Origin of the sequence: Mycobacterium kiyosense, assembly GCA_021654635.1 — a bacterium.
GTDB lineage: Bacteria > Actinomycetota > Actinomycetes > Mycobacteriales > Mycobacteriaceae > Mycobacterium > Mycobacterium kiyosense.
In genome coordinates, this window is record AP025179.1 from 2936597 (window position 1) to 2960653 (window position 24057).

At 66.3% G+C, this 24057-nt stretch carries 20 protein-coding genes and 1 pseudogene; 7 read left to right on the top strand and 14 right to left on the bottom strand.

Annotated features, from left to right (window positions below; genetic code table 11):
- Positions 1 to 5: 5 nt before the first annotated feature.
- Positions 6 to 482: a nuclear transport factor 2 family protein gene (locus L6444_RS13920; RefSeq protein ID WP_236983441.1), complete on the bottom strand. Its 477-nt coding sequence runs from the start codon at positions 480 to 482 to the stop codon at positions 6 to 8.
- Positions 483 to 501: 19 nt separating this feature from the next.
- Here L6444_RS13920 and L6444_RS13925 point away from each other — a divergent pair, with 19 nt between their 5' ends.
- Positions 502 to 1269: an SDR family oxidoreductase gene (locus tag L6444_RS13925; protein ID WP_236983443.1), complete on the top strand. Its 768-nt coding sequence runs from the start codon at positions 502 to 504 to the stop codon at positions 1267 to 1269.
- Here L6444_RS13925 and L6444_RS13930 read toward each other — a convergent pair.
- The 3 genes from L6444_RS13930 to lipD all read right to left on the bottom strand — a co-directional run bounded on the left by L6444_RS13930 (position 1254) and on the right by lipD (position 5304).
- On the bottom strand, positions 1254 to 2030 hold the full coding sequence (locus tag L6444_RS13930; RefSeq protein WP_236983445.1) for a YqjF family protein: 777 nt from the start codon (positions 2028 to 2030) through the stop codon (positions 1254 to 1256). The two genes, L6444_RS13925 and L6444_RS13930, sit on opposite strands and share 16 nt — an antisense overlap.
- Positions 2030 to 3856 (bottom strand): fatty acyl-AMP ligase, encoded by a 1827-nt coding sequence (locus L6444_RS13935; RefSeq protein ID WP_236983447.1) that lies wholly within the window; start codon positions 3854 to 3856, stop codon positions 2030 to 2032. The genes L6444_RS13930 and L6444_RS13935 overlap by 1 nt, the downstream gene beginning before the upstream one ends.
- 173 nt (positions 3857 to 4029) lie before the next feature.
- Positions 4030 to 5304, bottom strand: coding sequence for a lipase LipD (gene lipD / locus L6444_RS13940; protein ID WP_236983449.1), 1275 nt, complete (start codon positions 5302 to 5304; stop codon positions 4030 to 4032).
- A 139-nt stretch (positions 5305 to 5443) separates the two neighbouring features.
- Between lipD and L6444_RS13945 the strand changes: the two genes are divergently transcribed.
- Positions 5444 to 5908, top strand: a complete 465-nt coding sequence (locus tag L6444_RS13945; protein WP_236983450.1) for an SRPBCC family protein — start codon at positions 5444 to 5446, stop codon at positions 5906 to 5908.
- Positions 5909 to 5926: 18 nt separating this feature from the next.
- On the opposite strand, the gene L6444_RS13950 is transcribed toward L6444_RS13945, so the two are convergent.
- Together L6444_RS13950 and L6444_RS13955 are read right to left on the bottom strand one after the other, a co-directional pair.
- Positions 5927 to 7090, bottom strand: a complete 1164-nt coding sequence (locus L6444_RS13950) for an LLM class flavin-dependent oxidoreductase (protein ID WP_236983452.1) — start codon at positions 7088 to 7090, stop codon at positions 5927 to 5929.
- Between the two features lie 109 nt (positions 7091 to 7199).
- Positions 7200 to 7604, bottom strand: a complete 405-nt coding sequence (locus L6444_RS13955; protein ID WP_236983454.1) for a hypothetical protein — start codon at positions 7602 to 7604, stop codon at positions 7200 to 7202.
- 740 nt (positions 7605 to 8344) lie between these two features.
- On the opposite strand from L6444_RS13955, the gene L6444_RS13960 reads away from it, so the two are divergent.
- A complete protein-coding gene (locus L6444_RS13960) occupies positions 8345 to 12472 on the top strand; it encodes a PPE family protein (RefSeq protein WP_236983462.1) in 4128 nt (1375 codons plus the stop codon).
- Positions 12473 to 12547: 75 nt separating this feature from the next.
- Here the strand turns inward: L6444_RS13960 and aceA are convergent, their stop codons facing one another.
- The 3 genes from aceA to L6444_RS13975 all read right to left on the bottom strand — a co-directional run bounded on the left by aceA (position 12548) and on the right by L6444_RS13975 (position 17062).
- Positions 12548 to 14836: an isocitrate lyase ICL2 gene (aceA, locus tag L6444_RS13965; protein WP_236983464.1), complete on the bottom strand. Its 2289-nt coding sequence runs from the start codon at positions 14834 to 14836 to the stop codon at positions 12548 to 12550.
- Positions 14837 to 15040: 204 nt separating this feature from the next.
- A complete protein-coding gene (locus L6444_RS13970; protein ID WP_236983466.1) occupies positions 15041 to 15757 on the bottom strand; it encodes an MBL fold metallo-hydrolase in 717 nt (238 codons plus the stop codon).
- Positions 15758 to 15760: 3 nt separating this feature from the next.
- Positions 15761 to 17062: a helix-turn-helix domain-containing protein gene (locus tag L6444_RS13975; RefSeq protein ID WP_236983468.1), complete on the bottom strand. Its 1302-nt coding sequence runs from the start codon at positions 17060 to 17062 to the stop codon at positions 15761 to 15763.
- An 80-nt stretch (positions 17063 to 17142) separates the two neighbouring features.
- Between L6444_RS13975 and L6444_RS13980 the strand changes: the two are divergent.
- A pseudogene (locus L6444_RS13980) lies at positions 17143 to 17376 on the top strand (zinc-binding dehydrogenase); the annotation flags it as partial.
- Between the two features lie 31 nt (positions 17377 to 17407).
- Here L6444_RS13980 and L6444_RS13985 read toward each other — a convergent pair.
- Both L6444_RS13985 and L6444_RS13990 read right to left on the bottom strand, forming a co-directional pair.
- Positions 17408 to 18853, bottom strand: a complete 1446-nt coding sequence (locus tag L6444_RS13985; protein ID WP_236983470.1) for a class I adenylate-forming enzyme family protein — start codon at positions 18851 to 18853, stop codon at positions 17408 to 17410.
- Between the two features lie 6 nt (positions 18854 to 18859).
- On the bottom strand, positions 18860 to 19531 hold the full coding sequence (locus L6444_RS13990) for a hypothetical protein (protein ID WP_236983472.1): 672 nt from the start codon (positions 19529 to 19531) through the stop codon (positions 18860 to 18862).
- A 447-nt stretch (positions 19532 to 19978) separates the two neighbouring features.
- On the opposite strand from L6444_RS13990, the gene L6444_RS13995 reads away from it, so the two are divergent.
- The 3 genes from L6444_RS13995 to L6444_RS14005 all read left to right on the top strand — a co-directional run bounded on the left by L6444_RS13995 (position 19979) and on the right by L6444_RS14005 (position 21854).
- Positions 19979 to 20770, top strand: coding sequence for a hypothetical protein (locus L6444_RS13995; protein ID WP_236983474.1), 792 nt, complete (start codon positions 19979 to 19981; stop codon positions 20768 to 20770).
- Positions 20767 to 21171, top strand: coding sequence for a hypothetical protein (locus L6444_RS14000; RefSeq protein WP_236983476.1), 405 nt, complete (start codon positions 20767 to 20769; stop codon positions 21169 to 21171). Before L6444_RS13995 ends, L6444_RS14000 begins: the two co-directional genes overlap by 4 nt.
- A 170-nt stretch (positions 21172 to 21341) precedes the next feature.
- Complete coding sequence (locus L6444_RS14005) at positions 21342 to 21854, top strand: hypothetical protein (RefSeq protein ID WP_236983478.1); 513 nt, start codon at positions 21342 to 21344, stop codon at positions 21852 to 21854.
- A gap of 21 nt (positions 21855 to 21875) precedes the next feature.
- Here L6444_RS14005 and L6444_RS14010 read toward each other — a convergent pair whose 3' ends face one another.
- From L6444_RS14010 to L6444_RS14020, 3 genes are all read right to left on the bottom strand, one after another.
- Entirely contained in the window at positions 21876 to 22298 is a 423-nt protein-coding gene (locus tag L6444_RS14010; RefSeq protein WP_236983480.1) for an anti-sigma factor antagonist, read from the bottom strand.
- 222 nt (positions 22299 to 22520) lie between these two features.
- Complete coding sequence (locus tag L6444_RS14015) at positions 22521 to 22919, bottom strand: phage holin family protein (RefSeq protein WP_236983482.1); 399 nt, start codon at positions 22917 to 22919, stop codon at positions 22521 to 22523.
- Between the two features lie 16 nt (positions 22920 to 22935).
- Positions 22936 to 24003: an amidohydrolase family protein gene (locus L6444_RS14020; protein ID WP_236983484.1), complete on the bottom strand. Its 1068-nt coding sequence runs from the start codon at positions 24001 to 24003 to the stop codon at positions 22936 to 22938.
- Positions 24004 to 24057 lie beyond the last annotated feature (54 nt).

The window sequence follows — 24057 nt, forward strand, 5'->3', positions numbered from 1 at the left end:
TCGAGCTAGTGGCCGGGCTGCGTGATGGTGTCGGTGGCGAGCTTGCCGCCGGCGCGCAGCCACTCACCTACTACCCGGGGCGCGTCCCGGTTGGGGTTGTAGATGTCTTCCTCGGCGCAGAACAGGCCGTCGCCGGCGTAGACGAGCCGAGTCCAGTTCGGGAACCAGAACGGGTCTTTGTCCGGGTCGGTCGGATGGTCCAGCTGGTTCCTGATCATGATGACGACGGCGTCGTTCTCCTCGTCGTAGGCGGTCCAGTCCGAGGGAAAACGCATGTGCGGGAAGGGCGCCATGACGTCGACGATCCACTCCCGTACCGCCTCACGGCCGTGGAAGATCCCGTAGTGGTGTTCGGTGTAGACAACGTCTTCGGTGAACAGGTCAGCGAAGGGCCGCCAGTCGCCCGAGGCGGAGCATTCCTCGACGACGGTGGTGTAGTGCTTGACGGCTTCGTCGATCTCAGCTTTGGAGAACTTGCCCATACCGGACACACTAGAGCCTATGAGTGTCCTGGAACTGTTCGACCTGCGCGGCAAGAAGGCCCTGGTGACCGGGGCGTCCAGCGGCATCGGCACGCAAGTCGCCCTGGCCTACGCCGAAGCGGGGGCCGAATTAGCGATTGCGGCAAGGAATTTGGACGCGCTGCAGGCGCTGGCCGAACAGATCGCCGCGGCCGGCGGCAGGGCGGTGCCGATCGCCTGCGACGTCACCGAGCCCGGCCAGGTGAACGCCATGGTCGAGCAGGTGACCGATCAATTGGGCGGCATCGACATCGCGGTCTGCAACGCCGGCATCGTTTCGGTCGCCCCGCTGCTGGAGATGTCGCCGGAGGAGTTCGAGCGTATCCAGAGCACCAATGTCACCGGCGTCTTCCTCACCGCGCAGGCGGCGGCCAGGGCAATGGTCGGGCAGGGCCGGGGCGGATCCATCATCACCACCGCGTCGATGTCCGGCCACATTATCAACGTCCCGCAGCAGGTGGGCCACTACTGCACGTCCAAGGCGGCGGTGATTCACCTGACCAAGGCCATGGCTGTCGAGTTCGCGCCGCACCACATCCGGGTCAACAGCATCAGCCCGGGCTACATCATGACCGAACTCGTCGAACCGCTCGCCGAGTACCACCGCCTCTGGGAGCCCAGGATCCCGCTGGGGCGCATCGGCCGGCCCGAAGAACTCACCGGCCTGTACCTGTACCTGGCCAGCGCGGCGTCGAGCTACATGACCGGCTCCGACCTGGTGATCGACGGGGGCTACTGCCTGCCGTGAACCAGACAGGGACGCCCGAAATTCGTTTGCACGCCCGGCGAATACAGCGCCCGTAGCCGCTCGCCGCAGGGTTGCACCCCGGCCGCGTCGACGAGTTCATCGTGCAGTTCGGTGATCTCGGCCGCCTGCAGCGGCCACTGCACGTGTTCGTTGGGAACCCACCAGGTCCGGCCCGCCTTACGGGTGTGCGCACCCCAGCGGGCGGTCAGCCACACCTCCAGCGGGGTGGCCGTGACGATGTCGCCGACGGTGACCGTCATCAGCGTGCGGAGTCCGCGCCGGGGCCAGCGGCGCACACTGTGGTAAGTGATCTGCTTGCCGGACTTGGACATTCGCATTTTGGCCCAGGTGTACGGGACGCCCAGGCCGATCCTGGTGACGGGCACCACCGCCAGCCGGGCGGTTTCCAGAGACCGGAACAGCACGCCGTGGCGCCCGGCGTCGTCGACCGAATACAGGCGCACGTTCGTCTCCAGGAACCGACCGAAATACGGAAGTGGCAGTGCCGCATTTAGTTTGGTGTAGGTCATGGCGAATGGGATCAAGCCGACGTAGGTGTTGCCGTCGGCGAAGACGTCGGGCCGGGTGCCCGGCGGATACAGGTGCGCGACGCTCTCCGGCCGTACCGGCCAGTGCGTGAAAGTGAGGTCGGTCCAGTGTTGGTCGAAGGTGACCGGCCGCGGCAGCATCGGCGCCGTGACGGGATAACCCGACAGCTCCGCAGCATCGCCGGGATCTGTGGCAGACGGGTCCCCGGTCATCAGTGCACACCCAGTGTCCCGTCGAGGTACGCGGCGCGGCAGGCGACCCGAGCGAGCTTGCCACTGGTGGTGCGCGGAATGGCGCCGGCCGGCAGGAACCGCACGTCGGCGACCGAAACCTTATGTCTGGCAAGCACTGCGGCTCGGATGGCAGCTTTGGCCGGCTCCGGATCTGCGCGACTGGTGCCCGTGGCGCGCTCGGCGATGACCACCAGGCCGTCCGGAGCCGCGAAAGCGGTGACGTATCCGCGGCGCACCATCGGCGAGGCCTCGGCGACGGTGGCTTCGATGTCTTGCGGGTAGTGGTTTCGACCGTCGATGGTGACCAGGTCGGCGATCCGGCCGGTGACATACAATTCGCCGTCGAGGTAGACGGCCAGATCGCCGGTACGCAGCCAGTCGCCGTCGACGTCGGCGCCGGCGGCGTGACTGCCGACACCGAGCGTTTGCCCCAGTTTGGCGCCGAACGTCAGCCGCGTCTCCTCGGGGCGCCCCCAGTAGCCGCGCCCAACGTTGTTGCCCTGTAACCACACTTCGCCGACCCGGCCGTCCGGCAGTTCGGCGCCGGTGCCGGGGTCCACCACGACGGCCCACAGGCTGCGGGCCACCTGACCGCACGACACCTGCGCCACGGCGGCCGGGTGATCAGCGCCGACCGGCACCGCGAATCCCGCGCCCAGTCGGTCGCGGTCGAAATAGACGACCGAAGTCTCGGCGGCGTGGTCGATGGTGGCGATCATCAACGTCGCCTCGGCGATGCCGTAGGACGGCTTGAACGCGGTGCGCGGCAATCCGAACGGCCCGAACGCTTTGTTGAACGAGGTCACCGCCGCGACGCTGACCGGTTCGGAACCGATGATCAGGATGACGTTGCCGAGATCGATCTCGTCGCCGGGTGCGGGGAGGCCGCGCTGTGCCGCCCACTCGTAGGCGAAATTCGGTGCGGCGGTAACCACTTGGCCGATTCGCGAACTCTCCGACAGTGCTTGGATCCAGCGCAGCGGCCGGCGCACGAACGCCGTCGGCGACATCAGCGTGGTGTACCCGCCGTATACGGTCGGGAAGCCGATCATCGACAGCCCCATGTCGTGATACAGCGGCAACCAGCTCACGCCGTGGGTGTTGCGGTTGAGCAGGTCGATCGACAGGATCATCTGGACCAGGTTGGTGGCGACCGCCCGGTGAGTGATCTCCACCCCGATCGGGGGCCGTGTCGCACCCGAGGTGTACTGCAGGTACGACACCGCGTCCATGTCGAGCTGGGCGGGGACGAACAAATCGGCCGCGGCGTCGGGAATTTCGTCGATGACCAAGACGTGCGGACGGTGCAACTGCGCAAGCGTGCTCAGAAAGCCCTCGATGGCAACTTTGGCGGCCGAGGTGGTGAGGACGACGGCCGGTTGCGAATCGCGCAGCGCCGTTTCGAGGCGCTCGGCGTGGCCGGGCAGTTCCGGGGCGAACAACGGCACCGCGATGCTGCCGGCCTTGATCGCGGCGTAGTAGCCGGCCACCCAGTCGATGCTCTGCGGCGCCAGGATCGCCACCCGGTCCCCCGGCCCGGCGAACTGCTGCACATGTGCGGCGATGGCGCGCAACCGGACGCCGAACCGGGCCCACGTCACCTCCTCGACGCGCCCCTCCCCGGCCCCGCTGTGGTGCAGAAATCGGTAGGCGACGGTGTCGCCGACGTATCTGATGTTGCGGTCGATCAGCGAGATCAGCGTGGTGTCCGGCGGCAAGACGATGTTGCCGCCGGCGTCCAGGCAATCCTCGATCTGCAGCAGGCCGTCGCGCACCGCGGGTTTCGAACCGGCGCCGCCATCCATACGCGCAGTCTATAAACCGGTACCCGCCGGACCGTGCAGGCGGCGGTGTGGTCCCGGCCACCGCTGAAGTGGCCGGCGCCGGCGTCGCGAGTGAAACCGGGCTGCGCTTTCCCGCCGGGAATTGCGTGCGTTATCGCGGCGCGGTTCCGCGTGTGCGCCCACCAGCGGTGCGCCTATTCGCCGGCGGCGGGCTCGTGCTCGCCGGTGTCGTGATAGGCCGCACCGAAGTGCGGCACCTGCACCGGGCCATCCTTGCGCGCAGCGGAGACAGCGCTGCGCAGCAACGGAGCCAGGCCGGCGAACGATCCGACGTCGAACAGCAGCAGCGTCAGCAGGCGGTTGTGCACGTAACCGAACGCACTGCCGGTCTCCGGGTCCGCCCACCCGACCGTGCCGCCCAGCCCAATGTGACCGTAACCTTCCAAAAAGCCTGGGACAGGCGAAGATTGATAACCCTGGTGATAGGTGAAAGGCAGACCCAGGTTCAGGTCCGGCCAGAACTCGGACTTTCCCTTCATCCCGGCCACCGCCTCCGAGGACAGCAACCGAGTGTCGTCGATGACGCCGTCGTTGGCCAGCACCGCGTAGGTCTTGGCCAGGGCGCGGGCGGTCACCACACCGTTGACAGCCGGCAGCTCACCGTCCAGGAACGGCATGTCGTCCTGCAGCATCGACATGATGCCGGGGAAGTAGATCGAGCCGAGCAACCCGGAGAACGACAGCCCCGCCACTTTCGGGGCGATGAAGTCCAGCAGCGGTGTCGGGATCTTGGCCTGCGGCAGTAAGGTTTGCGCCGCCGTCGTCGGGCAACCGGCCGGTGGCCGGCCCAGATGCAGGCCGTCGGTGTTCAGCGGCCGGGCCAGTTCCTCGCGGAACAGTTCGCGCATCCCCTTACCGGTCACCGCGCGGGCCAGGCCGGACAGCAGCCACCCGTAGGTGATCGCGTGGTAGGCCATCTTGCCGTGGCCGCGATCCACCGGGGCTGCCGCGAGGCGTTCCTCCATCAGCAGGTGATCCATGATGGTGTCCTTATCGACGCCCTTGAGGTGGGACAGGCCGGCGCGGTGCCGCAACACGTCGCTCACGGTGATCTCGGCCTTGCCGTTGCCGCCGAACTCCGGCCAATAGTCGGCGACGGGCGCGTCGTAGGACAGCAGGCCCCGGTCGACGAGAAGGTGAATGATGGTGGCTGCCAAGCCTTTTGTGGCCGAGAACACCATGGCGCCGGTGTCGGCGGTCCAGGGCACCTCGCCCTTGCGGTCCGAATACCCCGTCCACACGTCGACCACCTGGCGGCCCTCGACGTACACCGACAGCGCCCCGCCGCCGAATTTGCGTCCCGGGTACAGCCCGGCGAACGCGCGAATCACATTCAGGAAGTGCGGATCGCATGCCCCCTGAACGCCGGAGGGAAGGCCGTCGTCGGCGGTGAGAACGGATTGCGCCATAACGTGCATGATTACAGCCTGCGCAGGGCTCATCGCACCGGAATCAGAAATTTTGAACCGTCGCCCGGGCGTCCCGATGCTGCGCGGTAGGGTACCCGGCAGCAACAACTCGGGTAGTCGTCACAGTGGGGAGTCGGGCATGTCGGGACGGAAGTTCTCCTTCGAAGTCAACAAGACCACCAGCGCGCCGCCCGAGATCGTGTTCCGCCTGGTGGCCGACGGCGCCAACTGGAAGGACTGGGCCAAGCCGATCGTCGTGCAGTCCAGCTGGGCCCGCCAGGGCGACCCGGCCCCCGGCGGCGTCGGCGCCATCCGCAAAGTCGGCATGTTCCCCGTGTTCGTCCAGGAGGAGACGGTCGAGTACGAACAAGACCGCCGGCACGCCTACAAGCTGGTCGGTCCGCGCCAGCCCGTCAACGACTACCGTGCCGAGGTCGTGCTCACTCCGACTGCCTCGGGGGGCACCGACATCCGCTGGAGCGGCTCGTTCACCGAGAAGGCCCGCGGCACCGGCCCCGCGGCCAAGGCAGCGATGGGCGGTGCGGTCAAATTCTTCGCGGGAAAGCTGGTGCAGGCGGCCGAACGCGAGGCCGCCAAAGCCTGATCCCGTTGCCGCGCAACGCTATTTCGAGCCGACTTCGTCCTGGTACTTCTTGGTCATGTGCTCGATGGCCTCCAGTTGGGTCACCGCCAGGTCGTCGCGCATCTGACCGGCTCGCCGCGCAGCGTCCAAGGTCGGCTGGGCCTGCCCTTGGAAGTGCGGAATCACCTCCGCGGCGAACAGTTCCGCCGAGCGCCTGGTAGCGGCGGGATTTGCCCACTCGTGGCCCATCTGCAACATGCACCCGAAGCCGCCGGACTGGTCCCACAGCCGCTGCACCTGCTCGCGGGCGCGCTCGGGTGTACCGATGACTCCGGCACCGTTCTCGTTGATCATGTCGATCATCTCGTCGAGCCGGTCGCCGGGCATGGTCATCTGCGGGAACGCCGCAATCTTCTGGAAGTAGCGGAACCACGGCTCGATGCCGAATTTCACCTCGGCGCGGGCCTGTTCGTCGGTCTCTGCGATGTGCATCGGCCCGACCAGGCTCCAGTTGCTGCGGTCGACGGTGGTCCCGAATTTGGCGGCGCGCTCCTCGACGATGCCCCAGTGATAGGCCAGTGCGTCGAAGCCCTCGATCACCAGTGTGGCCCCGATGGACAACAGCCCGATGCCGTGTTTACCCGCCAGTCGCGCGCCGGTCGGGGAGGCGACGGCCGCGACCGCCAACGGAATCCCGCCATCCGAATACGGGGCGAGTTGTAGCTTGGCGTCGATGAGTTGATGGGTGGGGGTCTTGGCGCTCACCGTCTCCCCTGCCAGCAGGCGCACCACGATGTCGAGATTGGTCTCCAGCAGCTCACGGGTGTCGGTCGGCGTCAGCCCGATCATGGACGAGTCGGTGGGAAGTGAGCCGGGCCCCATCCCGCCGATGATGCGACCGTGGGTCAGGTGGTCGAGCAGCATCAGCCGGTCCGCGACCCAGAGCGGGTTGTGGTACGACAGCGATATGACGCCGGTGCCGAACCGAATTCGCTTGGCGCGCTGGGCCGCTGCGCCGATGAACACCTCCGGGGAGCTGATGATCTCGCTGCCCGCCGAATGATGTTCGCCGATCCACGCCTCGTCGTAGCCGAGTGCGTCGAGATGTTCGACGAACTCCAGGTCACGTTGCAGTGCCAGCGTCGGATTGGTGCCGGCGCGGTGGAATGGTGCGATGAAATACCCGAACCTGAGCTTGGCCATCGGGGCTCCCTTGCGATCGGACTATGCCCGACCTTAGCCCCGCGCCGAAAACAATCGAGGACCGGATGGGGGTCCGGTCCTCGACTGCAGTCTCAGTGATCGCGGCCGATCACGGGAACCCGCCGCACAGGTTGCCGACGCATCCACCGCCGCCGCCCGGTCCGCCGCCGCCACCGCCGACACCCGGTATCGAGCCGCTGCCGCCGCCGGGACCGCCACCGCCGGTGGGACCGCCCGGGATGCTGCCGCCGCCACCGTTGGGTCCGCCGCCGCCGGTCGGGCCACCCGGGACGCTGCCGCCACCGCCGCCCGGACCGCCGGTGCCGCTGGGGCCACCGGGCCCGGGCGACCCCGGGTTGTCCGAGGGCGCCGACGTCGATGTCACCGACGTAGAAGTCGTCGGGGTGGTGCTACTGCTGGGCGACTTGTTGTCGCTGTGACCGCAGGCAACGGCCATGATCAGCATGGCTCCCCCGCCGAAGACCGCGAACGCCGTCCTGGCTTCAGATCTCATCAAATTTCACCAAACTTCACTCTCGACGCAGTTGGGCGCGGTTCGCATACCCCCTGATCCGTCGGCGGAAACTTAACGGGTTTCACCCGTGCCGGGGTTTCGCGGGTTCGCATTCGCGCGCAATAACTTTGGCTCGGCTGGCGCGGCGTCCGATCTTGTGCGCCGGCTCATCCGGTGAACCACTCCGCAGCGCGGGGGATCGCGTCGGCCATTCGTTCACAGCGTGTCGGGTCCGGACAGCCCTTGTCCCCCAGCCGCGGCAGCCGGACTGTCCCAGCAACCGGAATCCTTGGTACATGTCGACGGCGCGCGAAACGAATGAGCTCGAGCATTTGACAGCCAGATAAACCTTTCTGCTGATTGTTTGCGAGCCATTTGAGCCCGATATGGTTCGCGCTCGACGCACTTTCGGATTTTTCTCGCCGCGGGGCGCACTGCCGCTGCGGTAGCCGAGTTTCGTTGGTGTGCAGAGCAGTCCATGCCCGGGAAGCTTCGTGGCTTTGACATGGAGCGTGGAACTTGCGCTCCAAATCGCGTTTGTAAAGTAAATGGGCAAATTGCAAGGCATGGAATAACGTTTTGATAACATTTAAATCGCGTTTTAATAAATACGATGCTTTTACCCGCCGTCTGCCCCGTAACTTGTCCGCAACGTCATCAGTTTGATGGCGACCGTGGGTCGGGGGCTTTCGGTTGCCGAGAGCTGAACCGGCGCACCACTCGAGAGAGGGCCTGAAGCGATGAACTATTCGGTGCTGCCCCCAGAGATCAACTCGGCGCTGATCTACGCCGGTGTGGGATCGGAGCCAATGCTGGCCGCGGCGGCCGCGTGGGACGCCCTTGCTGACGAATTAGCCACTGCAGCAGAGTCTTTCGCCTCGGTGACGGCCAATCTGGTCAACGAGTCCTGGCAGGGACCGGCCGCGACCGCGATGGCCGCCGCCGCGTCTCCGTACGCAGGATGGCTCAGTGGTGCGGCGGCACTGGCGGGGCGATCCGCGGCGCAGGCCGGTGCCATGGCCGCCGAGTTCGACGCGGTCCGAGCGGCGGTGGTGCACCCCGAGCTGGTGGCCGCCAACCGGCAGGCGTTCGTGTCGCTGGTGCTGTCGAACATCTTCGGGCAGAACGCGCCCGCCATTGCGTCTGCCGAGTTCTTCTACGAGGAAATGTGGGCGCTGGACGTGTCGGCGATGGCGGCCTACCACGTCGGCGCCTCGACCATCGTTTCCGCGCTGAAGCCCGTCGCGCAGTCCTTGCAAGGTCTTTCCAGCCTTCCCGGTCAGATTGCCGCGGGCATCCCCGCCGCGGCCGCGACGCCGGCCGTGACAGCGAACAGACTGCTCACCGTCAGCCTCGGATTGGCCAACATCGGTGGTGGCAATATCGGCAACGGCAACTTCGGCTACAACAACGTCGGTGGCGGCAATCTGGGCGCGGGGAACCTGGGCTGGGGCAACTCCGGCACGTCGAACTTCGGCCTGGCGAACCTCGGGGGCGGCAACTTCGGCCTGGCCAACCTCGGTAATGGGAACTTCGGTTTCGGCAACACCGGCGCCGGCAACATCGGGTTCGGGAATACCGGCACCAACAACATCGGGTTCGGACTGAATGGTGTCGGCCAGATCGGCGTCGGCGGGCTGAACTCCGGCACCGGCAACATCGGATTGTTCAACTCCGGCAACGGCAACATCGGGTTCTTCAACTCCGGCAACGGTAATTTCGGTATCGGAAACTCGGGCAGTTTCAACACCGGCCTGTGGAGTTCGGGGTCAGCCAACACCGGTGTGTTCAACGTCGGCTCGTTCAACACCGGCGCACTGAACGTCGGAGATGCCAACACGGGCAATTTCAACGTCGGCAACTTCAACATGGGGAACTTCAACCCGGCGTCGACGAACACCGGTTCGGCCAATACCGGTTCGGCCAACACCGGCTTCTTCAACTCCGGAAACGTCAACACCGGGCTGTTCAACCTCGGTGACATGAACAACGGCATTTTCAACACGGGCCAAGCAAACAACGGTGTCTTCTATCGCGGTGTGGGACAGGGCAGCCTGCAATTCGCGATCACCACTCCCGACTTGACGTTGCCACCGCTGGACGTACCTGGCATCTCGATTCCCGCATTCAACCTGCCGGCACTGAGCATTCCGCCGATCAACGTGCCGTCGATTTCGATTCCGGCCGGGACCGCGCTGGGTGCGTTCAACCTGCCGACGTTGAGCATCCCGCCGATCAGCGTGCCGTCGATTTCGATTCCGGCCGGCACCGTGCTGGGCTCGTTCAACCTGCCCACGTTGAGCATCCCGCCGATCAACGTGCCATCGATCTCGATTCCGGCCGGCACCGCGCTGGGCTCGTTCAACCTGCCCACGCTGAGCATCCCGCCGATCAGCGTGCCATCGATCTCGATTCCGGCCGGCACCGCGCTGGGTGCGTTCAACCTGCCCACGCTGAGCATTCCGCCGATCAGCGTGCCGTCGATCTCGATTCCGGCCGGCACCGCGCTGGGTTCCTTCAACCTGCCCACGCTGAGCATCCCGGCAATCAACGTCCCGTCAATCTCGATTCCGGCCGGCACCGCGCTGGGTTCCTTCAACCTGCCCACGCTGAGCATCCCGCCGATCAACGTGCCACCGATCTCGATTCCGGCCGGCACCGCGTTGGGTTCCTTCAACCTGCCGACGCTGAGCATCCCGCCGATCAACGTGCCGTCGTTCACGCTTCCGTCGGGAACGTTGATCGGCGCGTTCGACCTGCCAGCCCTAGGCATTCCGCCGATCAGCGTGCCATCGATTTCGATTCCGGCCGGGACCGCGTTGGGTTCCTTCAACCTGCCGACGCTGAGCATCCCGCCGATCAGCGTGCCGTCGATCTCGATTCCGGCCGGCACCGCGCTGGGCTCCTTCAACCTGCCCACGCTGAGCATCCCGCCGATCAACGTCCCGTCAATCTCGATTCCGGCCGGCACCGCGCTGGGCTCCTTCAACCTGCCCACGCTGAGCATCCCGCCGATCAGCGTGCCGTCGATTTCGATTCCGGCCGGCACCGCGCTGGGCTCCTTCAACCTGCCCACCCTGACCATTCCGTCGATTACGGTGCCACCAATCGCGATCCCAGCGGGGACGGCGATCGGCGGGTTCAAACTGCCGGCGATACAAACCCCGGGCATCTACGTGCCGAGTATCACCACCGGATCGTTCACCACCCCGACGATTTCCACCCCGTACATCACCGGGCCCCGACTCGACTTTCCCGGTATCAGCATTCCGATCCGTCTCTTCCTGCCGAACAACATCATCGCTCTGCAAACTGGTGTGTCGGGCCAATACCCGGCCATCGGATCGTTCTACGGACAACCCGGCGCCTTCATCGAAACCGGCTCGTTCTCGGTCGGCCCGGTGGGCCTCACCGGGTTCAGCATCTCGCCGATCACCATCGACGGGTTCTCCCTCCCCGCGCTCAACATCCCCGGCATCTACGTCCCTCCCATCGACGTCGCCGGCTTCGCATTGCCCGCCATATCAACTCCGCAATTCAATACGCCTGCGCTGACACTCAACCCGATCGGCGTGGGTTCGCTCAGCCTGCCGAACATCACCACCCCGGCGTTCTCCACACCGGCGCTGACGATCGACCCAATCGGGTTGAGCAGCTTCACATTGCCGGACATCACGACGCCGGCGTTCTCGACTCCGGCGCTGAGCCTCAACCCGATCGGCGTGGGGTCGTTCAGCCTGCCGAACATCACCACTCCGCCGTTCTCGACTCCGGCGCTGACGATCAACCCGATCGGACTGAGCAGCTTCACATTGCCGGACATCACGACGCCGGCGTTCTCGACTCCGGCGTTGACCATCGACCCCATCTCCGTCCAGGCGTTCACGCTGCCGGGAGTCACGACTCCGGCGTTCTCCACTCCGGCGTTGTCGCTCAACCCAATTGGGGTGGGTTCGTTCAGCCTGCCGAACATCACCACCCCGGCGTTCTCCACGCCGGCGTTGACGCTCAACCCGATCGGCCTGGGAGCGTTCACGCTGCCCGACATCACCACCCCGGCGTTCACCACGCCGGCGTTGACGCTCAACCCAATTGGGGTGGGTTCGTTCAGCCTGCCGAACATCACCACCCCGGCGTTCTCCACGCCGGCGTTGACGCTCAACCCGATCGGCCTGGGAGCGTTCACGCTGCCCGACATCACCACCCCGGCGTTCACCACGCCGGCGTTGACGCTCAACCCAATTGGGGTGGGTTCCTTCAGCCTGCCGAACATCACCACCCCGGCGTTCACCACGCCGGCGTTGACGCTCAACCCAATTGGGGTGGGTTCCTTCAGCCTGCCCGACATCACCACCGCGGCGTTCACCACGCCGGCGTTGACGATCAACCCGATCGGCCTGGGAGCGTTCACGCTGCCCGACATCACCACCGCGGCGTTCACCACGCCGGCTCTGAGCATCCCGCCGTTCGGACTTTCGGCGTTCACCACACCACCGATAACGGTCCCGAGCATCCATCTGCCGAGCGCGACCATCGCCACGTTCTCCGTCCCGCCGGCACCGGGCTACCTGAATGCGAGTGTCAATCCGTCCTCGGGCTTCTTCAACGCCGGCGCCGGCGGAAACTCCGGATTCGCCAACAACGGTTCCGGCCTGTCAGGTTGGTGGAATTCCACCGGGCCGGGCCTGCTCGGTGGATCGGGTTCACAGAACTACGGCGGGATGATCTCGGGCTTCAACAACGTGGGCGGCGGCATCTCCGGTTTCGCCAACACCGGCGTCCTGGGCGTAGCAGTGACCAACTTCGTCTCGGGCCTGGCCAACATCGGCAACAACCTGTCGGGACTGTTCTTCCAGGGCACGACATAACCGCCACCGCAACGCAATTCGCGCCCATCCTCAGAACGGGCGCGAATCGCGTTCGACAGGAGCAGGTTTCGGCAGTCAGTCCTGCTTGAGGATCAACCTGCGCAGTGCTTCGCGGTCAGGATTCAGCAGCTCCGCGATGCGGGGCTTGTTGACCTCGGCGACGATGATCTCGCCGACCTCTTGGTAAACCTCGCTGAAGATGCCGTGCGACTTCATCTTCTCGGTCTGATACTGGTTGTCCTCGGTCGGCGTCACGTAGTACACCGCGTCGGCCTTGAACCGGTGCACCAACCACAGGTGGATCAGCGTCATCAGCCGCTTCTGCCGCAGCTTCTCGGCGAAGGTGTTCTGGTCGCGGACTTGCAGAATGCTGCGGCCGTGTCGATCCTTGATAGGGTCGACGACCACGTTGGCCAACTGCTCCTCACCCTCGCCGTAGATGCCGAGTTCGAGCACGTCGCTGCCGGCGCGGCGGGGGCCCAAAGTGACACGGAGCTTCTCGCCCAACTGGTAATGGTCGCTCCACAGCGCCAGCCACTCCTCGAGCAGCTTCTTGGGCACCTCGGTCTGCACCAGATGCTGATGCTGCGTGGATCCCTTGCCCATCGACTTGGTGGTGGCGGTACGGCCCGACGAAGCGGCCAGCGCCGCGTCGCTGCGCGGTCCGCCGACCAGAGTCTGCGGGGTTCGGTACGGCGACTCGACCAGGCGCATTTTGCGCTGCAGCCGGGCCAGCGCCAGCATGCCGTCCTGCCTGAGGTTGGTGGCGAACTCCTCGGCGGCGACGCCGTCGATCTGGTGTCCGCCATAGGTGATGAAGTTGAAGACGAAGCCCATCTTGCCGAGCTCAGCCGGGAACTGCTTCATCTGCTCGTCGCTCATACCGGTGGTGTCCCAGTTGAACGACGGCGAGAGGTTGTAGGCCAGCATCTGGTCGGGGAACTTGGCGTGGATCGCGTCGGCGAACTGCTTGGCGTCGGCCAGATCCGCGGTCTTGGTCTCCATCCAGAGGATATCGGCGAACGGCGCCGCGGCCAGCGACTTGGCGATCGCATAGGGGATGCCACCGCGGATCTGATAGTAGCCCTCCGGCGTCTTGGTCAGTTCGCAATCCCAATTGGCGTCGGCACCAAGCTCTTTGGCCTTGGCCCGGGCCGAGTACAGCGATGCCGTAGCGGCGAACTCGCTCCACTCGTCGGGGCTCATGGAGCTCGGCTCACCTTCGCTCTCGCCGAACTGCAGCACTTCGGCCACGGCCTCGCCGTAGGTCATCACCCCGGCGTCCTCCTCCCAGGCCGCCACGAACTTCGACTCGACCTCGTCGAACAGATCGTCGACCGACTGCGCGCCCGCCGATTTCCACGTGTTGACCGCCTCGGAGATCAGGGCGTGAATACCGTTGCGATCCAGCCACGCGTCGGCCGCCGCGTACTCGCCGGCGCTGAGCGCATAGAGCAGGTGGCCGTTGATGTCCTCCAGGCCCAGGTCGTAGAAGCGCCGGACCATGGCCAGGAAGCACGCCTTGTAGGACGGGATGTTGAGGTTGGTGGCGCCGAGCAGGAACGGCTGGTCGCGTTCGTCGCCGCGGCTGTCGATCAGGTTCGCCGCTTCGGCATCGGTGCGGGCCACGATGATGCCGGGCACGTTCATGATGTCGAGCTGGAAGCGGGCGGCGTTGAGCCGCTTGATCTGCTCATCGGACGGCACCAGAACCTTGCCGCCCTGGTGGCCACATTTCTTGGTTCCCGGGCGCTGGTCCTCGATGTGGTATCCGGGCACACCGACCTCGACGAAGCGCCGAATCAGGTTGCGCACGTGCGGGTCTCCGCCGTGACCGGTGTCGGCGTCGGCGATGATGAACGGCCGGAAGTCGTACTTGGTGGCTGTGGCGCGCTGCTTCTCGTTCATCTGCAGCCGCAGATATTCCTGGTTGCGGTCCGCGGTGAGCAGAGCGCGCACCAGTACAGCGGCGTCGTCGGGCACCTGGCTGAGCGGATAGCTGGCAAGGTCGGGCCCGGGATCTTCGGTGACGGACCCCTTGGCCGAGGTGGCCCAACCGCCCAGGTAGATCGCCTCGATGCCCATACGCTTCATGCTCACGGCCTGCCCCGGCGAGTAGGGGCCAAAGGTGGTGATGCTCTTCTTCTGGGCGAAGAGTTCACGCAGGCGCGGGTAGAAGGCCGCCGCCGCCTCACGGGCCACGGTGTAGTCGACGGGAATGGTCCCGCGCTGCTCTACGACCTGCCGCGCCGTGTACAGGCGCGTGATTCCCTCGAATCGCGAGCTCGCAAAGTACCGCTCGGTGGCGGCGACCTCTTGCTCGAACGGTGATTGGACGGCATTGTCCGTTTCGGCGATCGCCATGGCTTTTCGCTCCTCCTCAGCCCCGATTCCCCTGACGCCAGTGAGTGTATGCCCCCGGATAGTGAGCTAGATCACCGGATGAGGCCACCTGCCACCGACCGACCTCGCCGCCACGATCCAGGCCGCCACGATTCAGTAACCGGAGCTAACGGTCTGGGGTTAGACCTCTCGTCGCAGCCTGTACGAAGGCCCGCTAAGTTCGGCTCAGCGCGACAGGTCCGCAGCGGCAGCCCGCAACCAATCCTGTTGGCGGCGAATGAACGCCGCGTCGACCACACTGCCGTGCCCCGGCACGTAGACGGCGTCGGGTCCCCCGATGGCCAGCAGCCGGTCGAGCGTTTCCGGCCACGCCGCCAGGTCGGAATCGGCGTCCAGTGCCGGGTCCCCGGATTCCTCGACGAGGTCGCCGGTGAAGACCACCGCGTTTTCGCCGTCGCGGGCGGGCACCAGCACCACCAGATCCGAGCGAGTGTGACCCGCCCCGAGGTAGGCGATGCTGATCGCGCGATCCCCGAGATCCACGGCGCTGTGCCGGATTCCGTACCGCGGCGCTCGCAATGCCAGGATGGCGCGGTCGATTTGCGTCACATCGGCGCCGTGGTCCACCGCGTCGGCACGCAACTGGGCGGTGCCCGTCGACAAATAGCGGATAACGCCTGGCGCGCAGTGTATTTCGGCGTCGGCGAACACCGGTGAGCCCAGGACGTGATCGAAATGGTGGTGCGTGAGCACGACATCGGTCACCGGCTGCCCGCCGAGCTCGCCGATGTCGGCATTGACCATCGTGGCCTCGTCGAGCGTGCTGCCGGTGTCGACGAGCAGGCTGCCGGTGTGCCCTCGCACCAAACCGACGGTGACGTCGCAGAACGGGAGCCGGCAGCGCTGGACCGTGCCGCTCAGTGCTTCCCACTCGTAGTGCATGAGTCAGGCCGGGCGCAGCGCAGCTGAGCCGTACCAATGGCAGGTGAACAGCGCCATCTCCACGTCGCGCCGGTCGTCGATCGGGCGACCGCGCCGCGCCACGGCCTGTTCCACGCGGCTTTTGAGCGCGGCGAAGGTGAGAGCGAGTTCGCCGGCCGCGGTCTCGTGCACCGAGCCGCTGTGCAGGAAGACGCGCAGTGTCTCGCGCAGCTCCGCGTCGTCGGCGGTGTCGGAGGCCAGCTCTCCCAGGACGTCTGCCACCCAGCCGCGGATCTCGTCGACGCCGGTACCCAGCAGCGCCGTGGCCACCATGTCGGGGTCGGTGGCCGCGGCGATCTTCGGACCCGGAAGCGTTGGCGCAGTGGGGCTTTCCCCACCTCGCGCCAGCACCGCCGCCCGCACCCGCTGGGCCTGACGGTGTGAGCGGCGGAACCCTTCGACCCCGGTCCCTACCGCGCCCAGCGCCAGGTTAGGTGATTCGGGCCGGGGCCGAGCGAACGCGCGGATGTCGGCGACGATGCGACTTGGTGCGGAACCGAACGGTAGCCAGATCCAGGCGCTGTTGCGGTCGGCGGCCGCGAAAAGGGGGTCGGAGGAGGTGTCCAGCGCCGCGGCCAGGCCTGCAATGAACCGTTGGATCCGGGACGGCTCGTCCCCCGCCGCCGCCGTGTCCGGGTACCACGCGATGAGCGCAAGATGTTGCCGCCCGAGCGGGTAACCGATTGTGGCAGAGGTGGTTTGGACGTCGACGTCGGTCCCGTCGGTCAGCACGTCCCGCACCCTCATGGCGCGGATGCTGTTCTGGTTCTGCAGCCAGTGCCGACGTTCATCCTCGAGTTCGGAGACCACGAGCGCAGACACGCGGTCGATGTATTCGAAGACCACCGTGGTGATCACCTCGATCACCGCCACCCTGACGCTTGCGTCGATATTCAGGGCACGCAGTTCGGCGAACACCAACTCGGTCACGTGCCGCTGGCCGAGTCGATAGCCCCGCACCAGCGCCGTGGACGGCAGACCGTGCTGTGCCGCGCGCCGGGCGTAGTCCAGCGCCGCCGCAGGCGCAGACAGTTCGTCCACCGGTGTGTCGCGCAGCAGCGCGTCGACGATCATCTGCAGGTTCGCCTGGACGCCCGCGGCCAGCATCTCACTCATCCGCGCATCGCGGCCCAACTCGGGGACCTGGTTCTCGATTGCGGTCCGGATCGTCACGCTGATCTGCTGGATCTGCTTTTCCAGCCGGGTCGCGATCACTGCGACGCAGTCGCGGACCTCGACGTCGTCGGGACCGGGCACATCAGTCACACACCGAACGTTAATCCCGGGCGTCAGCGATGGGTACTGGACCTCGGCGGCTGCTGTCGAACCGGTGCCACGGCGCGAGCTTCAACCTGATGGACCAGCTCTCCGAATCCAAGACGGCGATCGGCTTGAACATGCTGAAGCTGTGGGACGACCGCGGCACGCTGGAACCCTGGATCACCCCGCTGCGTCAAGCGCTCGACGACGGTATCGTCGCGCCGATCGTGCATGCGGCGGTGCCGTTTTCCCAAGCGCCCGAAGCGCATCGGATTCTCGCGGCCCGGGAGAACATCGGAAAGGTCGTGTTGGTGCCCTAGTGCGGGCAAGGTGAGGGATCTCGCCGAACGCTCAGCGATGTTCGGTGATCAGCGTGGCGATCCTGCCGCGATCCACCTTGCCTGTCGCGCTGTAGGGGATGTCGTCGACGATGGCCAGCCGCTCGGGCAGCTTGAAATAAGCGATGGACTCCCGGCAGTGCGACCGTAATTCGTCCAGTGTCACCGGCATTCGAGTCACGACCGCCGCCCCCACCCGCTGACCCAGTTCCTCGTCGGGTATCCCGGCCACCGCGACGTCGCGGACCGCCGGATGGGACCGCAGCGCCTCCTCCACCTCGATCGGCCCGAACTTCTCGCCGCCGCGGTTGATCGTGTCGCGCAGCCTGCCGCACGGATAGAGGTAACCGTCGGGGTCCTGTCGGCCGAGGTCACCGGTGCGCAACCAGCCGCCCGCGGTGTTGAGCGGGCTGTTGACCCACAGCTCGCCGACTTCGCCCGTCTCGACGTCGGCGCCGGTGGTGGGGTCGACCACGCGCACCTCGACCCCGGGCAGCGGCCGGCCCACCGAACCGGCGCGGGCCGGATCGTGGTGGTCCTCGGGCAACAGCTGCGCGTAGGTGCCCAGGGTTTCGGTCTGACCGAACACGTTGGTGAAACCCACGTGCGGCAGCGCGGCGACTGCCTTGCGCATCAACGTGATTGGTGCGGCGGCCGCCCCGTAGGTGATGGCGGCCAGTGAGGAGAGATCGGTGGCGGCGAAGTCGGGGTGCTCCAGGATTCGGTGCAGCATTGTCGGCACCAGGAACATGCCGGTCACCCGGTGTTCGGCGACCAGCCGTAACCATTCGCCGGCGTCGAACCGGCGCTGCACCACCAGGGTGTTGCCCGAGTACAGGCTGGCCAGCAACCCCAGGGCACCGCCCACGTGAAAGTAGGGGACGCACATCATCACCGCGGCGGGCGGCGTGTCCGGCGAGAACGGCTGCGATGTTCTGACCAGCCGCGCGGCGAGTTGGCGGCCGCCGATCGCGACCGTCTTGGGCAGCCCGGTGGTGCCGCTGGTGAACAGGACCATCGCGGGCTGGTCATCGAGACGGTCGGTGAGAAGCGGGATTTCGGGATGCAGCTCGCCGAGCAACTCGACATCGGTGAGCACGGTGGGCACCGTCGCTTCGCGCACCCGCTCCGCGTAGGCCTGCCCCGCCACCGCCGTGTCGGCGCATCCGGCGTTGGCGAGCAGGGCTTGCAGCTCGTGCGGGGTGAGGGCGGGATTCATCAGCGTGGCGGTGGCGCCGAGACGGGCCGCACCCAGCAGCGCGGCAATCGACAGCGGGCTGGCGGTGTCGATGACGGCGACCCGGTCACCGGCCACCACGCCGTGCGCGGCCAGGCCGGCGGCGCAAGCGCGGACGGCCTCGCCGAGCTCCCCGTAGCCGACGCGACGTTCGTCGATGATCAGGGCGGTCCGCTGCGGATCGCGTGCGGCGGCGTCGTCGATGAGCGTGCCGAGGTTCATGATCGTCTAGTAAAGCGGTGACCAGGTCGACGTCCGCAGCAGCCTGCTGGTCCATTGATCGCGCAGGTCCAACGCGTCGTGCAGCCAGGTACCTGGGGTGCGGTATTCGGCCGGGACGTGGGTGCGCAGCAGGTCGAGCAACGCTTCGGGCCGGCTGATCCGCTGCATCAGGATCACCTCCCGGCGCAGGTGGCTGCCGAGGGCGGGCTGGAACGAGGCGTGCATGGTCAGCATGGACGACGGCTGCTCGAGAGTGCGCGCGTACACCTCGCCGCACCGGACGATGTATTCCTCGAACTTGTCCTCGTAGGGCCACATGGTGTCTTCCATGTAGAGGCTGACGTCGTGTTCGCGCCCGTCGACGGGGATTTCGTCGAAGGACACGTCTTGCATCGGCGACCAGGCGAGCGGCACCATCAACTTGGCGTCCACGGTGTGGCGCAGTTCGTCGGTGTGATGCATCCAGTCGCGCAGATCGCCGTGCTGGACGCGTTTGGTCAGCCGCTCCCAGGCGGCTCCGTCGCGAACCGCGGTCACGGTGATGACGGTGTAGGCCGGGCCGCTGCCCTGCGCCTGATTGGTGTACCAGAGCAACCGGGCTTCGTCGCCGGCCGCCAGCGTGGGCATCCAGCCCTCCCGGAACGCGGCTTCGAACTCGTCCTCGGACCGCCCGCGCACCGTATGAACCTCGTGCATGAACAGCAACGCCACAACCTCCCACGGCGCGGCAGCCCGAACGCCTTATCTGCAAGTTTGTCTGGGACGTTAACCGGAGGGCTCCTAACTGTCCAAACCGCGGTCTGCGCCATCGGCTATCCGGCTGTCCACTCCCGCCACCCTGGGTCGGTGGCCTTCCCGCCGGAGGACCCGTGAATGGGTAAACGTGACCACCGGGCACGTTTTGTCGCAAATGCAGAGATCCGGCAGCCGAAATGCGATTCTGGAATGGTGCTACGGTAAGAAAGTTTTAGACCCAGTAAAATTCTAGCCATTTTACATTTTGGTTCTAGAACCACTTTCAGTGGAATAGTCGTCGACAATTTGTTATTTTCGCTGCGAGCTGCCGGCCGTCCGACATAGCGGCGAATAGGCGCAATTCAAATCAAAGAACGGCGAGGAATCGGCATGGCGACAATATCCTCCTTTCGCTCCAGGCCACGTCAGCGCGGAGGCCTTCCGCGAGCATCGGCGCCACGAATCACCGGTCACGAATTCTTCGAGTCGGATTCGCTGCCCGCAGCGCGGCTCTCCGAGATATTCGATTCCATTTATGAGGTCTACCGCGCCACGATGTACGGCCACACCCGCGAACAATTCGAACAGCACCTGCTGGCCGACGGCAACCTGCATCTCGCGCTCTACTACGGCTCCGGCGGCGAGATCGCCGGGTTCGCGTTCGTCGGAATTCAGTGCGTCGAACACGACGGCAAAACCGTCGCGGCGTTTTCCGGGGGCGGATTCTTTCGGCCGGGCTACCGGGACTGTGGCGTGCCTACCATGCGCTACTGCCTGCGCGAAGCGTTGCGATTCAAGCTGCGCCATCCCGGTGTGCCACTGGGCTACCTGGCCCGCACCTCGTCACCGGTCGCCTACCATCTGTTCGTCCGGACGCTGCCGCTGGTGTATCCCAGCCCCGCCCGGCCAACCCCGCCCGGTATCGACGCGTTGGTGCGCAAGTTGAGCGCAAGCCGCGGCTATAGCTTTATCGGCGACGACACGTGGATCGTGCGATCCGACGCCATCCCTCGCGACGCCTCCCGGATGCGCCGGCTCGAGGGCCATCCCAACGTGCGTTACTACTGCGCGCTGAACCCCAACTACTCCGTCGGTGAGGCGCTGCTGGTGTGGATGCCGCTGGGTGCCGCGACCATTGCGGGAGGCATATTTCGCCAACTGCGCCTGCTGGTGCGGCGATGAGCGTCGGCCGCGCGACCCTGGGCGGGCGGCCGCTGCTGGTGGCCATGGTTGCCGGGGCGTCGTATGGGAGCTGGGCGGCCGTGGTCAATCACGGCGCCGGGCTTGCGGCGGCACTGCGGGCTGCCGCGACGCAGATGTCGATGAGCGTGGTCGCGTCGTTCGCGCTGCAGCTGCTGCTCACCCGGCTGTTCTTCTGGGCGCGCACACCCGGTCGAGGTTTCTGGTTGTCCTCCATGGGCACGTCGACGCTGGCCGCGGCGGTGCTGACGGCCGGGCACGCGGTGAACGGGACACCGCACCTCGCAGCGACGCTCGCGCCGTCGTTGGTCATTGGAACCACGTTCTGCTTCGGCTATGCGCGCGCTCTGCTGGCTCGCGAGCGGGCGACGTCAGGGAACTGAACGCTGTTCGGTCCGCTGCGGGCGATACTGCGGTCTGGGCGGACCATCGCGGCCGTTAGCCGCGGCCGGCGGACTTCGATGACGGACGGAGCGGGCAGCCGGTACCCGGGATGCGCGCTCAGTGGCGATCCGGGTGAGCGGGATTGCGCGGGCAGGTACCCTTTTTAGTTATGGGTTCTAAGGAAAATGCGCGTACCGCTGTGCGCTTCGGCGCCGCGGCGCTGCTCGCCGCTGGTTGGGTCGCCTCGGCCGGTGTCGCCGCCGCCGATCCGGAGCCGTCACCGCCCCCCGCTCCGGCGGGACCTCCGGCGGGACCTGCGCCCGCGGGATCTCCCGCGCCGGCGGGTGCGCCCAAGACGACCATCGACCACGACGGCACCTACCTGGTCGGCAAGGACATCGTGCCGGGCGTGTACAGCACGGCGGGGCCCGTCGGCAACGGCACTTGCTACTGGAAGCGAACCGGCAACCCGGACGGCGCGCTGGTCGACAACGCAATGACCAAAAAGCCCCAGATCGTCCAGATTGAGCCCACCGACAAGGCATTCAAGACCAGCGGTTGCCAGCCGTGGCAGCCGTCGACCGAAGCGCCACCGCAGGAAGCCTCCCCCGCACAGGTGCAGGGAACTCTCGGCATCCTCAACGGATTGCTTGGCGGCGCCGGTCCACGCCCGTCCAACTAATCGCGGGCACTTCGGGGAAAGTCAGGCCGGCGGGGCCAGCGCGGACTCGACGGTGGTGTACATCGGCAGCAGGCGACGCAGTCCGCACGCGGCAATAGTGCGCGCCACAATCGGCTGACTGCTGACCAGTCGCAGATTCACGCCGCGACGCCGGCAGCGCACCGATTCTTGCGCCAACACCGCGTAGGCACAGGAGCCGAGGAATTCGAGCTCGCGGATGTCGATGACGAACGGGCCCGGCGCGATGGCGATGGCTGCGCTCTTGTTCATCAGACGCTGCCAGATGACCTCGTTGCTGGCGTCGATCTCACCGCCGACATGAACGACGACTGCCGAGCCGGTGCATTCGGTGACCGCCCGCAGCGTGCCGTTCGGATCGCTGATCTGCGAATCGAGTCGCGTGCTCGCGGAAGCGGGAGCAGATCCGATCGCGACAGTCTTCATCGTTCGCAGTGTCCCGTCGTCGTCTTGTTAGGGCCGCCGCCGGTCCGAGGCGGCTAAGTGTCGTCTGCCGAGTGACAGCGTAAATGTCTGCCGGTCCCGGCGAGGGGTTTCGTGATTACGGGCGTTAATCAGCATATGTCTAACAGCCGCGGCGGCCTAGGTGTGTGACCGGAATTTCCGGCGTGCCGGCCGCCCGGCTGCGACCGGACCGACCGGCCTGCCTTACCGCGTCGCGCGCTGGGCCCGCCGGGTCAGCAGCGACAGCAACCAGCTGACGATCGACAACAGGATCGCCGCCCAGATCGCGGTCCACCAGAAGTGGTCGATCTGCAGTCCCCAGTGGGTGGTGTGCTCGGTGATCCGGGCGGTGATCCACAACATGAACGCGTTGACGACGATGTGGAACAGGCCGAGGGTCAGGATGTACATCGGAATCGACAGGATCTGCACGATCGGCTTGACGATCGCATTGACGAACCCGAAGAGCACCGCGACGACGAAGATGATGGCGACCCGCTGCAGCGTCGTCTCACCACCGACGAAGCGCAGTCCGTGCACGAACAGGGTCACCACCCACAACGCGAGCCCGGTCAGCGCGGCACGCAACAGAAAAGCCGTCATGCGCAGATCCTGCCACCTAATCGAGTCCGTAGAAACGCATCGCGTTCAACGCGCCGATCTTTTCTCTCGAGCTTTCGTTCAGGTCGACTCGAGTCCGTAGCGGTCGGGTGCTTTCCGGCCATTCCCCGTCCCAGTGCGGGTAGTCGCTGGCGAACATGATGAAGTCGTCGCCGAGCACGTCGACCACCCCGGGCAGGATCGCCTCCTCCGGTTCGCAGGTCACCCAGATGTTGCCGGCGGTCAGATACTCATGCGGATCGCGTCGCCAGCCCCGCTCGATCCATCCGCCCCGCTTCTCGTAGTGCTCGTGCAGCCGATCCATGAAAAACGGAACCCAACCGGCGCCCGCCTCCAGGAAAGCGACCCGCAAGCCGGGATGACGCTCGAACACACCACCTGACACCAGCGCCGTCATCGCCGTCAGCTGGTCGAACGGGAAACTCACGCAGTGCACCTGGATGTAGTTGGTGAACCGGTCCACCCCGATCTTCGGCAGGTGCATCCCGGGGGCACCATGGATTCCCAGCGGCATGTCCAATTCGACGGCGGCGGCGTAGAACTCGTCGAGGTCGGGATGGTCGAGATTGCGGGTCCGCAGCGCCGGCGGCAGGTGTGTGGCGACCAATCCGAGATCTTTCGCCTCGGCCATGACGTCGATGGCGATGCTGCCGTGTTCGATCGGTGTCGCCGCCACGCCCCGCAGCCGGCCGCCGGTCGGTGCGCAGAAATCGGCGATCCACTGGTTGTAGAGCCGCGCGAAACCCGCCGCGAAGTCAGGGTCCTGCAGCGTGGGTACACACAGCCCGAGGCTGGGATAGAGCACCATCGTGTCGAGGTGGTCTCGGTCGGCGTCCTCGAGCATCCCCGCCGCCGTCGCGCACTGCAGGCCGGGCGCATCGGTGAGACCGTGCTCGACCGGGCAGCCGGCGCCGGGACCCCGGTCTTCGGGATAGTTGCGCCCTTCGATCACCAACCGCGGCCGGGCACCGGCGCTGAGTTGCACATGATCGGGCCAACGCCGCAGTGCTTCGGCCGCCAGCGTCGGGTTCTCGGCTACATGCCCGTCGGCGTCGACGATCCGCATAATCCGGAACATACTCGCGGTGCGTCAAACTCGCGGTAGCGCTGCGGGTCCGGC

Coding starts and splice junctions, on each gene's coding strand:
- L6444_RS13925 (WP_236983443.1), top strand. CDS start 502: ATGAGTGTCCTGGAACTGTTCGACCTGCGCGGCAAGAAGGCCCTGGTG.
- L6444_RS13960 (WP_236983462.1), top strand. CDS start 8,345: ATGAACTATTCGGTGCTGCCCCCAGAGATCAACTCGGCGCTGATCTAC.
- L6444_RS13945 (WP_236983450.1), top strand. CDS start 5,444: ATGTCGGGACGGAAGTTCTCCTTCGAAGTCAACAAGACCACCAGCGCG.
- L6444_RS13985 (WP_236983470.1), bottom strand. CDS start 18,853: ATGAACCTCGGCACGCTCATCGACGACGCCGCCGCACGCGATCCGCAG.
- L6444_RS14010 (WP_236983480.1), bottom strand. CDS start 22,298: ATGAAGACTGTCGCGATCGGATCTGCTCCCGCTTCCGCGAGCACGCGA.
- L6444_RS14000 (WP_236983476.1), top strand. CDS start 20,767: ATGAGCGTCGGCCGCGCGACCCTGGGCGGGCGGCCGCTGCTGGTGGCC.
- L6444_RS13970 (WP_236983466.1), bottom strand. CDS start 15,757: ATGCACTACGAGTGGGAAGCACTGAGCGGCACGGTCCAGCGCTGCCGG.
- L6444_RS14005 (WP_236983478.1), top strand. CDS start 21,342: ATGGGTTCTAAGGAAAATGCGCGTACCGCTGTGCGCTTCGGCGCCGCG.
- L6444_RS14015 (WP_236983482.1), bottom strand. CDS start 22,919: ATGACGGCTTTTCTGTTGCGTGCCGCGCTGACCGGGCTCGCGTTGTGG.
- lipD (WP_236983449.1), bottom strand. CDS start 5,304: ATGGCGCAATCCGTTCTCACCGCCGACGACGGCCTTCCCTCCGGCGTT.
- L6444_RS13995 (WP_236983474.1), top strand. CDS start 19,979: ATGGCGACAATATCCTCCTTTCGCTCCAGGCCACGTCAGCGCGGAGGC.
- L6444_RS13930 (WP_236983445.1), bottom strand. CDS start 2,030: ATGACCGGGGACCCGTCTGCCACAGATCCCGGCGATGCTGCGGAGCTG.
- L6444_RS13935 (WP_236983447.1), bottom strand. CDS start 3,856: ATGGATGGCGGCGCCGGTTCGAAACCCGCGGTGCGCGACGGCCTGCTG.
- L6444_RS14020 (WP_236983484.1), bottom strand. CDS start 24,003: ATGCGGATCGTCGACGCCGACGGGCATGTAGCCGAGAACCCGACGCTG.
- L6444_RS13955 (WP_236983454.1), bottom strand. CDS start 7,604: ATGAGATCTGAAGCCAGGACGGCGTTCGCGGTCTTCGGCGGGGGAGCC.
- L6444_RS13920 (WP_236983441.1), bottom strand. CDS start 482: ATGGGCAAGTTCTCCAAAGCTGAGATCGACGAAGCCGTCAAGCACTAC.
- aceA (WP_236983464.1), bottom strand. CDS start 14,836: ATGGCGATCGCCGAAACGGACAATGCCGTCCAATCACCGTTCGAGCAA.
- L6444_RS13950 (WP_236983452.1), bottom strand. CDS start 7,090: ATGGCCAAGCTCAGGTTCGGGTATTTCATCGCACCATTCCACCGCGCC.